Annotated in this window: 15 protein-coding genes and 2 tRNA genes; 10 read left to right on the forward strand and 7 right to left on the reverse strand. The window is 45.9% G+C overall.

The window, feature by feature from the left end; genetic code table 11:
• Positions 1 to 20 precede the first annotated feature (20 nt).
• The 4 genes from T502_RS06395 to T502_RS06410 form a co-directional block, all read right to left on the reverse strand.
• Complete coding sequence (locus tag T502_RS06395; RefSeq protein ID WP_042706347.1) at positions 21 to 620, reverse strand: 30S ribosomal protein S3ae; 600 nt, start codon at positions 618 to 620, stop codon at positions 21 to 23.
• A gap of 62 nt (positions 621 to 682) precedes the next feature.
• Entirely contained in the window at positions 683 to 922 is a 240-nt protein-coding gene (locus T502_RS06400) for a KEOPS complex subunit Pcc1 (protein WP_042706348.1), read from the reverse strand.
• Entirely contained in the window at positions 923 to 2,167 is a 1,245-nt protein-coding gene (locus T502_RS06405; protein WP_042706349.1) for a DHH family phosphoesterase, read from the reverse strand.
• A 14-nt stretch (positions 2,168 to 2,181) separates the two neighbouring features.
• Positions 2,182 to 2,640, reverse strand: coding sequence for a 30S ribosomal protein S15 (locus T502_RS06410; protein WP_042706350.1), 459 nt, complete (start codon positions 2,638 to 2,640; stop codon positions 2,182 to 2,184).
• A 383-nt stretch (positions 2,641 to 3,023) separates the two neighbouring features.
• Between T502_RS06410 and T502_RS06415 the strand changes: the two genes are divergently transcribed.
• The 3 genes from T502_RS06415 (at position 3,024) to T502_RS06425 (ending at position 5,344) form a co-directional block, all read left to right on the forward strand.
• On the forward strand, positions 3,024 to 3,722 hold the full coding sequence (locus tag T502_RS06415; protein ID WP_042706351.1) for a DUF5612 domain-containing protein: 699 nt from the start codon (positions 3,024 to 3,026) through the stop codon (positions 3,720 to 3,722).
• A gap of 62 nt (positions 3,723 to 3,784) precedes the next feature.
• Positions 3,785 to 4,363 (forward strand): L-threonylcarbamoyladenylate synthase, encoded by a 579-nt coding sequence (locus tag T502_RS06420; RefSeq protein ID WP_042706352.1) that lies wholly within the window; start codon positions 3,785 to 3,787, stop codon positions 4,361 to 4,363.
• Between the two features lie 54 nt (positions 4,364 to 4,417).
• Positions 4,418 to 5,344 carry a DNA polymerase subunit beta gene (locus T502_RS06425; RefSeq protein ID WP_042706353.1) on the forward strand — a complete coding sequence of 309 codons (927 nt, stop codon included), beginning with the start codon at positions 4,418 to 4,420 and terminating at the stop codon, positions 5,342 to 5,344.
• 14 nt (positions 5,345 to 5,358) lie between these two features.
• Here the strand turns inward: T502_RS06425 and T502_RS06430 are convergent, their stop codons facing one another.
• Positions 5,359 to 5,964: a hypothetical protein gene (locus T502_RS06430; protein ID WP_042706354.1), complete on the reverse strand. Its 606-nt coding sequence runs from the start codon at positions 5,962 to 5,964 to the stop codon at positions 5,359 to 5,361.
• A gap of 161 nt (positions 5,965 to 6,125) precedes the next feature.
• Between T502_RS06430 and T502_RS09205 the strand changes: the two genes are divergently transcribed.
• A complete protein-coding gene (locus tag T502_RS09205) occupies positions 6,126 to 7,097 on the forward strand; it encodes a restriction endonuclease (RefSeq protein WP_211248149.1) in 972 nt (323 codons plus the stop codon).
• Positions 7,098 to 7,122: 25 nt separating this feature from the next.
• Positions 7,123 to 11,007, forward strand: a complete 3,885-nt coding sequence (locus T502_RS09210; RefSeq protein ID WP_342665773.1) for a type ISP restriction/modification enzyme — start codon at positions 7,123 to 7,125, stop codon at positions 11,005 to 11,007.
• A 105-nt stretch (positions 11,008 to 11,112) separates the two neighbouring features.
• On the opposite strand, the gene T502_RS06440 is transcribed toward T502_RS09210, so the two are convergent.
• Positions 11,113 to 11,184, reverse strand: a tRNA-Thr gene (locus T502_RS06440).
• 67 nt (positions 11,185 to 11,251) lie between these two features.
• Positions 11,252 to 11,581 (reverse strand): DUF3467 domain-containing protein, encoded by a 330-nt coding sequence (locus T502_RS06445; RefSeq protein WP_042706355.1) that lies wholly within the window; start codon positions 11,579 to 11,581, stop codon positions 11,252 to 11,254.
• A gap of 117 nt (positions 11,582 to 11,698) precedes the next feature.
• Between T502_RS06445 and T502_RS06450 the strand changes: the two genes are divergently transcribed.
• From T502_RS06450 to T502_RS08910, 5 genes are all read left to right on the forward strand, one after another.
• The gene (locus T502_RS06450; protein WP_042706356.1) at positions 11,699 to 12,382 is read left to right on the forward strand and encodes a CRISPR-associated protein Cas4; all 684 of its coding nucleotides are present in this window, start codon (positions 11,699 to 11,701) and stop codon (positions 12,380 to 12,382) included.
• 300 nt (positions 12,383 to 12,682) lie between these two features.
• A complete protein-coding gene (locus T502_RS06455; protein ID WP_042706357.1) occupies positions 12,683 to 12,886 on the forward strand; it encodes an antitoxin VapB family protein in 204 nt (67 codons plus the stop codon).
• Between the two features lie 159 nt (positions 12,887 to 13,045).
• Positions 13,046 to 13,216, forward strand: coding sequence for a hypothetical protein (locus T502_RS08905; protein ID WP_157197486.1), 171 nt, complete (start codon positions 13,046 to 13,048; stop codon positions 13,214 to 13,216).
• A 141-nt stretch (positions 13,217 to 13,357) separates the two neighbouring features.
• Positions 13,358 to 13,431: transfer RNA gene (locus T502_RS06460), tRNA-Val, on the forward strand.
• Positions 13,432 to 13,537: 106 nt separating this feature from the next.
• Positions 13,538 to 13,705: a hypothetical protein gene (locus T502_RS08910; protein ID WP_157197487.1), complete on the forward strand. Its 168-nt coding sequence runs from the start codon at positions 13,538 to 13,540 to the stop codon at positions 13,703 to 13,705.
• The last annotated feature ends 13 nt before the right edge of the window (positions 13,706 to 13,718 follow it).

Here is a 13,718-nt window from a genome sequence, read left to right on the forward strand (position 1 = left end):
CCTTTGCTTTTTTTACGTAATCAGTCTGTGGAAGCCGATGCCTCGATTGCCTTCGATTTGATCAGTTCGACACGGCGTGCCGGGTGGATCTTCTTTATGTTCTTGAAGACATCGCGCGAGATCTCGCCGGAGACCATGTCCTTTACGAACTGGTAGTAGGTCTGTTCCTTCGATTTGGCGATCAGATACTCTGTCAGTTCTTTTCTGATTGCATGCTGCTGGCTTGCATCCGCACGGTTGATGGTAAAGCAGGTCGCCGTTACACGGAGCTTTTTGCCGTCGCTGGTTGTCAGCAGAAGTATGCTGTCAATCCTTGAGGCACGTCTCTTGACCATTGCACGGAGGTAGTCTTTTGTGACTTCGTGTCCGACAAAGTCGGTGTATGCCGCATCGCCCGCAACATTGGTAATCTTAAATCTCATCTTGATGTTCTGCTTGGAGTAGTCCTGCGAAATCTCGCCGAGTGTGGTCTGCATTACGCGACCGTAGACTTTCTCGGGCTCGTTTGCAACGGTGTCGCCGAGGTATGCTTTGTCGAATACTTCGGGAGCGTACACCTTGAACCAGCTCTTTGCTTTCCATCCTTCTACTCTTCTTCCGATCTGTTTTCTTCTTGCCATATTTTCACCTTAGTTATGCTTTCTGTCCGTTTTGCCGTTTTATGCGTTTTATGCATTGCAGGTTATGATCTTTCGGATTTTTTGTCCTGTTCTATCCCGCACATTTCCTCCGCTATCTGGAGATTCATCAGGTAATCGTCGGTTGTTGCCACAACGGAACGTATTTTGTCGGATTCGATTGTGAAGACAACCCTGTTTTCCCTTACTGCCGTTTTCATGTGAGGCATGTTGTCGGTGTCGAGTGCTTTTGCCACACATTCGGGATGACTGTGAAGCGTGCTTATCTCACCCGTTATCTTCATTTAAGACATTGCCTCCTTTATTCCCTCTTTGAAGGTTTTGAGTTCGGATACGTCGAATACGGCTCCCGCCCTCGTGGCGTGACCTCCGCCGGTTCCGCCGGTTTTCAAGGCAAGTTCCTTCATGAGTTCTCCGAGGTTGTATCCGTCGCATTTTGCGTTGGGACATCTTGCGGAGACACGACAGATGCTTTCGTTTTTGGATATTACAAAGACGGGCGATTCACAGAGTCCGTCGTTTGCGATTGCGTCCGCCGCGGGACTTGCGGTCTTCATGTCCTCCACTTCAAAGAGATTGATTGTGTCGTCGGTTTTCTTTGCGTTCTTTATTGCCGATATTACGTTTAAGCGGTATCCGTTCGTTATCTCCCAGGCTTCGTCAAGGACATCGCCGTTTCTCAGACACAGCATTACGCCGAGATCGCCGCGTCCCGAAAGTCCGCATGCTTCAACGACGTCGCTCATTGACTGTGCGTCGTGAATTACGCCTCTTTCGAGTTCATAGGTGTCTTTCCATATGGACTGCATCGTGAGTTCGTTTGTGTCTTCGGCTGTCTCGAATATTACCTGAGAGAGCAGGCTTTGATAATCCAATTCGATATCCAGTGATCTTTCTATATCCTGTTTTTTTGTTGACGAGTCAACTATTCTGTCTACGACTTCTTTATTCCCGCTTACTCCCGAGAGATAGGGGTTGATTGCCGTATAAAGCTGTTCTTTTGGATTTCTTCCGCACAGTGCCATTCTCCGTCTCGGCAGAAGGTAATGATTTCCTATGCCTTCGGAGATTATTTCCTGGTTTTTGCCTGCGATCTTCTGCCTGTCCCCGATTATTCCGAGGAGTGCGAGCCCGCATAAATCCCTGTTGTCACCGAGACGGTTTGCCGTTATGTAGGCTGTTCCCGATGCCGACAGTTCAGTGTCGCCGTCTATTCCGCAAAGTCGAGGGTTTACGTGATATTCTCCGTTAAAGCCGGTCATGTGATGGTCTATTACGATTACATCTTCATACAGGTCGGTCATCGAGGATCCGAAGTCACACAGGAGTGTGTTTTCGCCCTTTTTGATATCGTTTAAGGTTATTCTGTCACGTATCGTGAGATGGAATTTCTTGCCCAGTCTGTAAAGTGCATGGCACATTATTGTTGCCGAGGCTATTCCGTCTGCGTCGTTATGACCGAATACTCTTATGAAGTCCGATTCAGACAGTCTGTCTGCAACCTGACCTGCTGCGGCTTCTATGGACATTTAGCTGTAGGAAATTACTTTGATAACAAGAACTCCGCTGTCTCCGGTTTGTATGTCCAGTCTGCGGGCATCTTGCCGGTGTTTGAATAATACTTTCCGAGTCTTCTGACTTTAGCTTCCGTAAGGTGAAGCTGGCGCTTGTTGTGAAGATCTTTGTTGTTCTCTTCGAGGTGTTTCCTCATTCCGAGAGCTTTTGCGATGAGGTTTCTGAGGTCCTCGGGGATCTCCGATGCAAGGCTGTTGTCAGCAAGTATCTGTTCTATACGTTTGCCGGTTGCAAGCTTAACGCTCGGAACACAGTGCTTGTCGCGAAGTACAAGACCAATCTGTGCGCTTGACATACCGTTCTTTCTGAGTTCGACGATTATTTTCTCGATCTCTGCTTTGTCTTTATTTGACCATTCCGGTGCCTCTGTGCGAAGCGGACGTACCGAACCGGACGTTCCGCGCCTTCGGGCATGAATTCGTGCCATTAGTTCACCACCGTTGATAATTAGTTTTCATCATTGCGAAGAAGAAACAAGGGACAAATCGGCGGGGCTTCCGCTTTTTTGTCCATGTATCTCTTTTTCTGATGAGATACATGTAAGTCCACAAAAAGAGCCATTACTGACCTTTTTTGTAATCCCAAAGCCATATCTGGCAGTATCCGTGAATACAGGATACGTCGGACTTACACAAAGTCAGCACCATATCCGCATTTTATGCGGACAGCTTCTCTTCCCTAAGGTTGATCGGCTGTTTTCAAGCGCTGTATATTATTTCGTCTGAACAGGTATAAAGTCATCGCGGGAGTATAAGCAACCTATATGAATTTTTAGATCATATTTTACTGAAAAACTGCGGACGGATAGATATGGCGGATTCGGAGATGTATGCGGTAAGTATCCTTTGTGATGACTGTCAGGGCGCTCTGCGCGATATTTCGGATATTATGACAAGGCACGGTGCAAGGATCATGACGGTTTCGGCATCGGTCGTGGCTCACGGCGATAAGAAGGGACTTTCCGAGATTTATCTCGAGTTCAGATCCGAGGACGGGAGTTCGGGATCGCCGGATGATCGGTTTGCCGCGCTCTTTTCCGAGCTTAAGGGTCTTTCTTCGGTCATATCCGTTGATACCTATCAGCCGCTGCTTCGTATCTTCGGCAAGCGCGTCATCATCATCGGCGGCGGCGCACAGGTGGCGCAGGTTGCCATGGGTGCGGTCAACGAAGCCGACCGCCATAATATCCGCGGCGAGAAGATCTCGGTGGATACCATTCCGATTGTCGGCGAGAAGGATTTGGCTGCGACAATCGATGCGGTCTGCCGTCTGCCGAGAGTCTCGATTCTGGTTCTTGCGGGGTCGCTTATGGGCGGCGAGATTACGAATTCGGTGGATCGCGTCCGTTCCATGGGTATTCCGGTTATCTCGCTCAATATGGCGGGCAGCGTTGCGGAGCATGCCGATCTTGTGGTTACCGATCCCATTCAGGCGGGCGTGTTTGCGGTCATGCACATAAGCGAGAAGGGCGTCTTCGACATAAAGCGCGTGAGAGGCAGGGTCTTTTGAGTTTTCGCGATTAAGTGTAAAATAAGATATAATACGGAAAAAATCAAACGGAGATTTGGAAAATGTCAGTGATCGACGATGCCGTTGCCGTTCTTAAACGCGACGGGCTTATTGTTTACCCGACCGAGACCGTTTACGGTCTGGGTTGCGATGCTTTTTCGGAGACGGCGATTCATAAGGTCTACGAGGCAAAGAACCGCCTTCTCTCCAATCCGATCTCGATTGCCGTGAGCGATTTCGAGATGGCTTATGCGGTTACGCTTATGGACGATCTTCAGGCGGAGTTTCTTGAGAAGTTTCTGCCGGGTCCGGTTACCGCGGTTGTCCCCGCGGGGAGTCTGATTCCGAAGATGCTTACCGCGGGCACGGGGACCATCGGGATAAGGATGCCGGATAACGAGACCACGCTTAAGATTATCGGCGAGTTCGATGCGCCGATTACCTCGACGAGCGCGAATATCTCGGGGGGCAAGTCTCCGGTCGAGTTCAATGAGGTTACGGTGACCTACGATCTCTTCGTTGACGGCGGCAAGCTTCCCGGGACGCCGAGCACGGTCGTGGATCTGACGACGATGCGGATTGTGAGGGAAGGAGAGAAGGTCGATGAGATTTATAAGTTCTTTGCCGATCATCGCGGATAGAATCAGCAGATTTACTTTTTGTCAGATGATATTCTACATTAGAGTTCTGGTAATATGAAACCGATAAGACTTCGTGATTTTGTTGAAGATAAGGATGGCTGGATCTATGCCGTTTCCGCCTACGATAATTCCGAACGTGCGGGCTGCGTCCTGCGCTATGTGCCCGACGAGAACGGGGAGCGGGTGTCAAAGAGCGGCGTTCACTATAAGAAATATGATTTTGAGCCGGCGTTCGAGTTTATAAGAAAGCATAAGCCGCAGTATCTGGATGTCGTCCACCGCATTCCGCTTGCCGACATTAAGCGCGTGATAAAGCCCGACGAGGAGATAGGCAATGTTATTGCGCGAAACAAGCGCGTTGCAAAGCTTGCGGAGGTCTTCGGCGTTCCCATGGGGACGTTCGGGTGCACGGGGTCGCTTCTCTGCGGGCTTGAGAACGCGGCTTCGGATGTCGATATGGTCGTCTACGGTAAGTACTGGTTTGAGGCTCAGAAGAATCTGATTGCGGCGGTCAAGAACGGGCGCGTTAACGGCATGACGGACGAGATGTGGGATAAGGTCTACAATAAGCGCGTTCCGGAGATTGATTACGCGACTTTCGTCCTGCACGAGGAGCGCAAGTGGAATCGCGGGGAGATAGACGGCACTTATTTCGATCTGCTGTTTACGAGGAGCTATGACGAGATTACGGGCGTGGACATGACGAAGGGTCCCGTTCTGGGTAAGAAGACGATAGAAGCGACGGTAACGGATGCCTCGCTTTCGTTTGACAGTCCCGCGGTCTACAAGGTGGATCATCCCGAGATCTCGAAGGTGCTCTCGTTTACGCATACCTACAGCGGTCAGGCGCTTAAGGGTGAGGTTATCGAGGCATGCGGCATGGTCGAGGATCACGGCAGCGAGAAGTGGCTGGTTATCGGCACCACAAGAGAGGCTAAGGGAGAGTATATTATTTCAAAGACTCTCCTCGAGCGGAATTAAAACAGATCTCTTTTTTATTTTGTGAGTTCGGCAAGTTTCTTGAAGCTGATTGCGTTTTCGTACGGCGTTATGTAGGTCAGCTGTCCGTTGGCGACGTCTATGCTTACGACGATGCGGTTTTCAATCATGGTGAGCTGGGTGATTGTGTCGGCTTCGCGGTCGAAGATGAGCCATGAGGGGTATTCCTGGACTTTTTTGGCGTGCATCTCATAGTTGGGATAGGTGAAGTCGTAGAAGTATTCCCAGCCGTCGGCGTTGCCGATGGGTTCTCCCATGGTGTCCTGTATGGTTATTGTTACGGATGCGGGGCTCATTGCGTTTTTGTAGGTCTGCGATGCCCACGACATCAGGGTGAGTCCGTCCTTTTCGGTGCCGTACATGAGTTCTTCGGCTTTCCATGTGTCGCTGCTCGCCGGCATGAATTCCGCGAGTTTTTCGGGAGGAATCGGCAGTTTCTCGGTCGATGCCGGCGTGGGCGTTGCCGTTGCCTGCGCCGTATTTGCGTTCTGCCCGTTTGCTGCGCCCGTATCCTGTCCGATGCATCCGGCGGAGAGTATCAGTGCCGCAAGCAATGCCGCCATGATTATCCGTTTTATCGCTTTGCCGTGATTGTTTTTCATATCCGCACCTTATCTGTATGGTTTATTATTCGTGTATCTATTTTTGTTTTTGGGTTTTTTGATTAATGCCCGATAATTCAAGATTGCCTGTGCCTGTATTGCGGGTTGGAACATCAAATCTATTAAAAGAGATTATAACTTTTGACGACATTTTATAGATTATGTCCTTTACCTCTGTTTTAGAAAAGTACAGAACAGACTCTTTTTCAAAACGTGATACGGGTTATCGGTTTGAAAAACTGATGAAGCGTTTTTTGCAAACTTATCCCATTTATTCCAACAAATTCAGTGAAGTCTGGCTTTGGTCGGAATTTCCTTATGCCAAGCAGTTCGGCGGGTATGATGTGGGTATAGATTTGGTTGCCGTCACGACGGATAATGAGTTCTGGGCTATTCAATGTAAGTGCTATGCTGAGGATACACGCATTGAAAAAGCCGATGTGGATTCTTTTTTAGCGACATCCAGCAAGAAATTCGATACCGAGGATCATGCGGATGTCGGTTTCAGTCAAAGACTTTGGATTTCTACATCGGACAATTGGAGTAAAAATGCCGAGGAGGTACTGCATAATCAAAGTCCCCCCGTGTCGCGCCTGAGTTATTCGGAATTGGAAAATGCGCGTGTTGATTGGGATAAATTAGATGAAGGCTCTTTCGGAACGGAAGCACAGACCGACAAGCATTCAGTAAGACCGCATCAGAAGAAAGCAATTGATGCCGTGCATGAGTATTTCTGGACAAAGAGTCGGGGCAAACTGATTATGGCTTGCGGAACGGGAAAAACCTATACCGCGCTGAAGATTGCCGAGAAAGAAACGAATAACAGCGGTTTTGTTCTTGTTTTGGTTCCGTCAATCGCTCTTGTTGGACAGACATTAAGAGAGTGGGCTAATGAATCGCTAAAACCGATTAATCCGATATGTATCTGCTCCGATCCGAGTGTTGCCAAGAAGAAGAAAGATACTGATCATGAAGACGATTCAGTTGTTGATCTGGCATTGCCCGCGAGTACTGATATTGACAATATAATTCGGCAGTACAGAAGGATAAGTTTAAATAGAGAGAGAGAGAGAGAGAGAGAGAGAGTCAAATCTTGGTCTGATTGTCATTTTTTCAACGTATCAAAGTATTGATGTTGTTTCCAAGTTCCAAAATAGAATCGGTATAGAATTTGATCTGATTGTCTGCGATGAAGCACACCGAACAACAGGTGTAACTTTGTCGGACGAAGACGAGTCTTCTTTTGTTAAAGTTCATAATAATGAATTTTTGCGGGCTAAAAAACGCCTGTACATGACGGCAACGCCGCGCCTGTTCAGTGACAGTGCAAAGATTAAGGCAAAAGAAAAAGATGCCGAACTTTGTTCAATGGATGATGAGGAAATATACGGTAAAGAGATTTATCGTCTCGGTTTCGGTCAGGCTGTGAATGAAGGGCTTCTTTCGGATTACAAGGTTTTAGTGCTGACATTGAGTGACATGGAGATTTCTCCGTCCATTCAGAATATGGTTGCCGACAGGGACAACACAATAAATGCCGATGATGCTTCAAAACTTATCGGCTGTGTCAATGCTCTCTCAAAACAGATTCTAGGTGATAACGGTGTCATTAAGGATACCGATCCACTTCCTATGAAGAGGGCGGTTGCATTCTGTCAGAATATTGCGGCAAGCAAAAAAATCACTGAATATTTCAATACCGTTCCCGAGAAGTATATTGCCGATCAGCCACCAGAAAAGCAGGCAAAAATAACCAATGTCAAGTCAATGCATATTGACGGCTCAATGAGTTCAACGACCAGAGACGGACTTATCAGATGGCTCAAGACCGATTCGGAAGAGTGCAGGATTTTAACCAATGTCAGATGTCTTTCCGAGGGTGTTGATGTGCCTTCTTTGGATGCGGTTATGTTCCTGTCGGCAAGAAACTCACAGATTGATGTCGTTCAGTCCGTAGGACGTGTTATGAGGACAGCGCCCGGCAAGAAATACGGTTATATCATCATTCCCGTTGTTGTCCCTAGCGATATTTCACCCGATAAAGCGTTGGACGATAATGACAGATTCAAAGTTGTCTGGACGGTATTAAACGCATTAAGGGCACATGATGATCGTTTCAATGCGACAGTAAACAAGATCGGTGTGAATAAGAAAAGACCCGTGAATATAATTGTCGGCGGTATTCCCAACGATGAATATGACGGCGATGATTCCGATGAAAATTCAGCAAAAAGGAGGGATATTCAGAGTAAACTTCTTCTTCAGTTTGAACAGTTGCAGGACACCATTTATGCCCGCATGGTCTTGAAGGTCGGAGATCGACAGTATTGGGAGGCTTGGGCTAAGGATGTTGCCGAGATCGCCGAGAAGCAGATTGGAAGAATCAAAAATCTCGTCAAAAATCCCGATGTTACGAAAGTATTTGCCGAGTTCGTTCAGAGTCTTAAGAACAATATCAATGACAGTATTGATGATGATCAGGCAATCGAGATGCTATCTCAGCATATGATAACAAAGCCCGTATTTGAGGCACTTTTTGAGAATTATTCATTTGCCGAGAACAACCCCGTATCCAAGTCAATGCAGAAGATGATCGATATTCTTGAGGAGAACTCTTTCTATAAGGATACCGAGTCGCTTTCAAAGTTCTATAATTCGGTTCGCGATACAGTTCAAGGTATAGACAATCCTGAGGGTAGGCAGGCTGTTATTGTTAGGCTGTATGATAATTTCTTCAAAAACGCATTTCCCCGAATGGTTGAACAACTCGGAATCGTCTATACTCCTGTCGAGGTTGTTGATTTCATACTTCATTCAGTGGATGACGTTCTTAAAAAGGAGTTCGGGCGTTCGCTCTCGGATGAGAATGTGAATATCCTTGATCCTTTTACGGGTACGGGAACTTTCATAACAAGACTTATTGAGAGCGATTTGATCGCCGATAAGGACTTGCAGAGGAAATATTCAAAAGAGATATTTGCAAACGAGATTGTTCTTCTTGCTTACTACATTGCCGCCGTAAATATCGAGAATGCGTATCATTCGAGGATTGGTGAGAATACAGCATATCAAGAGTTTAACGGCATCTGTCTTACAGACACTTTCCAGATGAGAGAATTCAAGAAAGGAGAACATATTGCATCCGAGTTCTTCCCGAAGAACAGTGAGCGTGTTGAACTCCAGAATAATACCTCGATTACGGTAATTGTCGGAAATCCGCCGTATTCTATGGGACAAAAGAATGAGAATGATAATGCTCAGAATATGAAATATCCAAAACTTGAGAAGCGAATTGAAGAAACTTATGTAGTAGAATCCGTTGCATCAAATAAAAAACCATTGCACGACTCATATATCAAAGCATTCAGATGGGCAACAGACAGAATAAACAAAGAGAAAGGCATTATCTGTTTTGTTTCTAACGGCGGCTGGCTTGACGGTAACGCAATGGACGGATTCAGGAAGCATCTTGAGAAAGATTTCTCAAGTATCTATGTATTCAATCTGAGAGGCAATGCAAGAACAAGCGGAGAACTTCGCAGAATGGAGAAGGATAATGTCTTTGGTCAGGGTACAAGAACTCCCGTAACAATTACCCTGCTCGTGAGAAAACCCGCTTCAGAAAATGAAAAAGCAGTTATTCATTATCACGACATCGGCGATTATCTGACAAGAGAACAGAAACTTTCTATCATTAAGAATTTCGGCAGCATAACCAATCACGAGATGAAATGGGATATTCTTAAACCAAACAAAGAAGGAGATTGGATTAATAAGAGAAACCCGATCTTTGATATGTATATCCCAATAGGAGATAAGAAAGGAAAAGAAGAACTTACATCGTTTTTCAATCCGTCATATTCTCTTGGTCTTGCAAGCGGAAGAGATGCTTGGTGTTATAATTCAAGTAAATCGCAATTGGTCGAAAAAATTAAAATGTCTATAGACTACTATAACTCAGAAGTTGAGAGTTTCAAAGTAGCCAAATCTAAAAACAGTAAATTAATTGCAGAAGATTTCGTGAGTTATGATTCAACTAAATTTAGTTGGGCAGTCCAGCAGAGAAAAGACTTGCAAGACGGCATAAAATATACATTAAATAATAATTCATTTGTTGAATCAATGTATCGACCATATTTTAAGCAATACGCTTACTTCAACAGACAAATGAACAATAGGGTTTATCAGTTACCTAAATTCTTCCCAACTAAAGAATCAGAAAATCTCGTAATATGCATTTCAGGTATTGGAAATAATAAAGAATTCTCAGCATTAATTTTGGATAAATTGCCTGATTTATCAATAGTTGGGGCTTCTCAATGCTTCCCGCTATACTACTATGAAAGCAAAAACGGCTATGAAATTAAAGCAATAGATTCCGCTCAGACAGCACTGTTTGCGGTTGCCGAAGAGAACGAACCGAATTATACGAGGAAAGACGGTATCTCGGATTTCATTCTGGATAAGGCACAGACACAGTATAAGGACAGATCAATTACCAAAGAAGACATCTTCTACTATGTCTACGGAATCCTTCATTCCAACGATTACAAAACGACCTTCGCCAACGACTTAAAGAAGATGCTTGCGAGAATCCCGCTGGTTAAGAGTAAGGATGATTTCTTCGCGTTCAGCAGGGCAGGAAGGGCACTTGCCGATCTGCATCTGAATTATGAAACCGTACCCCCGTATCCCGATGTGGAGGTCATCGGCGCTGAGTTCGACAATTTCAGAGTCACGCAGATGAAATTTGTCAAGAAAGGCGATAAGAGCAGGATAATCTATAACAACTCCATAACAATCGCGAACATTCCCGAAAAGGCATATGAGTATGTGGTAAACGGCAAGAGCGCGATTGAGTGGATAATGGAGAGATACTGCGTGAGTATTGACAAGGACAGCGGCATTAAGAACGATGCAAACGATTGGGCGGCGGAGGTCGGCAACGAGAGATATATTCTTGATCTGTTGCTGAGCGTCATCAACGTCAGTGTTCAGACCGTCGATATAGTAAACGGATTGCCGAAACTGAAATTCAATTAATACTCTTTTTTCTCGATATTACAATATTCAAAATCAGTTAAAACGATACTTACGAGCGCAACGGGATTCAAGACAAAAGACAAAGGATAAAAGACAAAAACAAAGAGCCGCCGGAGGGATTTGAACCCTCGACCTGCTGATTACGAATCAGCCGCTATACCGCTAAGCCACGGCGGCGCATGATGCAGATAAAAACTGCATAATAACTTCGCGCTTTAAAATTATAAAACAGGCGGATTCATTCTCATGAATAACCGCGGATTGTAACCGTATCCGAAGGATCGCCGGAGCCGTCGTTTGCGGTGTCGTTCGTGGTCTTTTGCTCGACCGCGTTTCTTATCTCGCCGAACTTCGACTCGTAATCGCGCAGCGAACCCGCAAGAACCTCGGACAGATTCTTTGCATGCTTGGGACTTATCGAGACGATTGCCTTCGCTCTTGCATGGTTTGTCCCCGGAATCTCGTGCAGAAAGACAAAAGTAAACTCATCATCCTTGTATGCCACCTGAATCCTGTTCGCATATACGGGATCGAGATCGTTTGGCAGATTGACCGCAATATCGCGCTTTTCCATGTACAGATATTGCATCTCAAACAAAATAAGGATTATTTATCCGGCACCGGCATCGCGGAATCTGAAACAAATGACTATAAAAATATCAAAAATAATATCTGAAATAAAGGGAGATCAATGAAAAACTTCAGCATATCGCAGATAGTATCCTGCCACATCTGCCCCGTCAGATACTACCTCGAGTTAAGCGAAAAGAACCGCGAAGAACCCGAAAACTACACCATCGCAAAGCAGATCTCCTACCACCTCGGCGACGACACCCAATACGGCACAAAACAGGAGGATGAGATATGGGCGGAGATAAAAACCGTCAACCCCGATATCGACGAAGCCCTCTATGAGACCTACAGGACATGGTCGCAGGCATGCCGCGGCAACACATGGCGGAAAGCCTCCGAAAACGACGTAAAAGTCTCCTCGAAGACCTATAACCTCCACGGCGTCATCGACCGCTGGTTCGACTCGTCCCCGCACATCGCCCTCATACGCATGACCCCCGCACCCGACACGGGAGTCTACAACGCCGACCGCGTCCGCGCCGCACTCTTCTCAATCTGTGCAAGAGAATCCCTTCACACCGACGCGGACGAGATAATAATCGAATACATCCCATCCGGCGTTCACAGAATCTGCAGGGTATCGCCGCGTGACAGGCGCGAAGCGCTGGCGGCACTTAAGAAAGCCGAGAAGATAGCGGCGGGAACCGTTCCCATGCCCCGGAAAACCGACCGCTGCAACACCTGCTACCTTAAAGAAAGATGCATCGACGCACCCAAAAAGCTCTCCGATATCATCGGATAGTTGGAAAGAAGGACAATACAATATAATGCAGGACAACCGAGAATCCTGACGCACCGGCATGTCAGCAGAAGACTAATTCGTAATTCAATACGGAATCGGGCTGACTTGCCATCCGCGGTCTGTCCCTGTGCGGGAAAGCTTCAATATGATTGGCGTTCATGGATGCATATCTTCCGAGCGTATCCTCGATATAGGGGATGAAAGAGCAAAGAATGTTGATAAGATCATGAAGTATCCTACTGAATCCTTATTATCTTGTTTGGCAAGAATATATGTACATACACGGAGGGGTATTCAATCATGACAAAAACAATAAACATCTCTGACGAGGCTTACGAGAGGCTTTCCGAGAGAAAAAAGGATAACTCCGAGAGTTTTTCACAAGTGATTGTAAGGTTGATGCCTAAACTGAAGACCTTTGAAGAACTGCGAAAAGAATGGGAAAAATTAGAAAAACTGTCTCCTGAAGATGAAAAAATTCTCAGAACGGCAGTGAATGAATAATTGAATTTCATATCTGTTTTTAATTTATTTACAAGTCGCAATAAGAAGTGTATTCTTTCCCGTTTTCGACCAGCAGTATTATTATCAATAAAATCAAATATGTGCGTGATGGTACAAAAAGATACATCTGTAGACTTAGATGTCCCTTTGGATGAGCAAATGTTTCGGGATGTCAAAAAGAGGGCTGAAGAAGAAGGAATCTCGGTTGACGAATGGATAATCCGTGCGGTGGTCGAGAAGATGAAACGTGAATCGGAGAGATGCGGCAGGGATATACGTGCAGGCAGCCTGACGGACGACACATACCCCGAATACAAAGCAAAAGACTGATCAATTTTCTTTACTTTTCTCTGTCCGCATATGCCGCGAAAAAAGACAGGCGGTAAGATCGGATTATTAATCGATATCTTTGACTGTAAATCAATACGTTTAATAGTAAAAACCGCGAATACTATAAAGCACTGAATTTAAGGACCTATGGTCTAGCCGGTCATGACGTCGCCTTTACACGGCGAAGATCGTGAGTTCGAATCTCACTGGGTCCACTTCTTTTTGAGCGATTTCACAAAACAGTCCGATATGCTTTAAATTCGGATTCGCATTAAATCCGCAGATATTCTTAAATCCTATCGACCATATATCTTGAATAACATGAAAGAATCCCACAAAGAATTTCTGATACTCTTCGTATCCGTAATCATAGGATTATTGGCATCCAAAATCTCGCAGGACTTTCTTATCTCGCTGGTTATCTGCGTAGTCGTTGCGGTAACCGTCGATGCGGTACTGACCCTTGCCGTAAGAAAGCTCACCGCGTAATGCGGCTGAAATA

The sequence above is a fragment of the Methanomicrobium mobile BP genome (genome assembly GCF_000711215.1).
Classification (GTDB): Archaea; Halobacteriota; Methanomicrobia; order Methanomicrobiales; family Methanomicrobiaceae; genus Methanomicrobium; species Methanomicrobium mobile.

Excerpts from the sequence above, each read along its gene's own strand:
- T502_RS06395 (WP_042706347.1), bottom strand. The coding sequence starts at position 620 with ATGGCAAGAAGAAAACAGATCGGAAGAAGAGTAGAAGGATGGAAAGCA.
- T502_RS06400 (WP_042706348.1), bottom strand. The coding sequence starts at position 922 with ATGAAGATAACGGGTGAGATAAGCACGCTTCACAGTCATCCCGAATGT.
- T502_RS06405 (WP_042706349.1), bottom strand. The coding sequence starts at position 2,167 with ATGTCCATAGAAGCCGCAGCAGGTCAGGTTGCAGACAGACTGTCTGAA.
- T502_RS06410 (WP_042706350.1), bottom strand. The coding sequence starts at position 2,640 with ATGGCACGAATTCATGCCCGAAGGCGCGGAACGTCCGGTTCGGTACGT.
- T502_RS06415 (WP_042706351.1), top strand. The coding sequence starts at position 3,024 with ATGGCGGATTCGGAGATGTATGCGGTAAGTATCCTTTGTGATGACTGT.
- T502_RS06420 (WP_042706352.1), top strand. The coding sequence starts at position 3,785 with ATGTCAGTGATCGACGATGCCGTTGCCGTTCTTAAACGCGACGGGCTT.
- T502_RS06425 (WP_042706353.1), top strand. The coding sequence starts at position 4,418 with ATGAAACCGATAAGACTTCGTGATTTTGTTGAAGATAAGGATGGCTGG.
- T502_RS06430 (WP_042706354.1), bottom strand. The coding sequence starts at position 5,964 with ATGAAAAACAATCACGGCAAAGCGATAAAACGGATAATCATGGCGGCA.
- T502_RS09205 (WP_211248149.1), top strand. The coding sequence starts at position 6,126 with ATGTCCTTTACCTCTGTTTTAGAAAAGTACAGAACAGACTCTTTTTCA.
- T502_RS06445 (WP_042706355.1), bottom strand. The coding sequence starts at position 11,581 with ATGGAAAAGCGCGATATTGCGGTCAATCTGCCAAACGATCTCGATCCC.
- T502_RS06450 (WP_042706356.1), top strand. The coding sequence starts at position 11,699 with ATGAAAAACTTCAGCATATCGCAGATAGTATCCTGCCACATCTGCCCC.
- T502_RS06455 (WP_042706357.1), top strand. The coding sequence starts at position 12,683 with ATGACAAAAACAATAAACATCTCTGACGAGGCTTACGAGAGGCTTTCC.
- T502_RS08905 (WP_157197486.1), top strand. The coding sequence starts at position 13,046 with ATGTTTCGGGATGTCAAAAAGAGGGCTGAAGAAGAAGGAATCTCGGTT.
- T502_RS08910 (WP_157197487.1), top strand. The coding sequence starts at position 13,538 with ATGAAAGAATCCCACAAAGAATTTCTGATACTCTTCGTATCCGTAATC.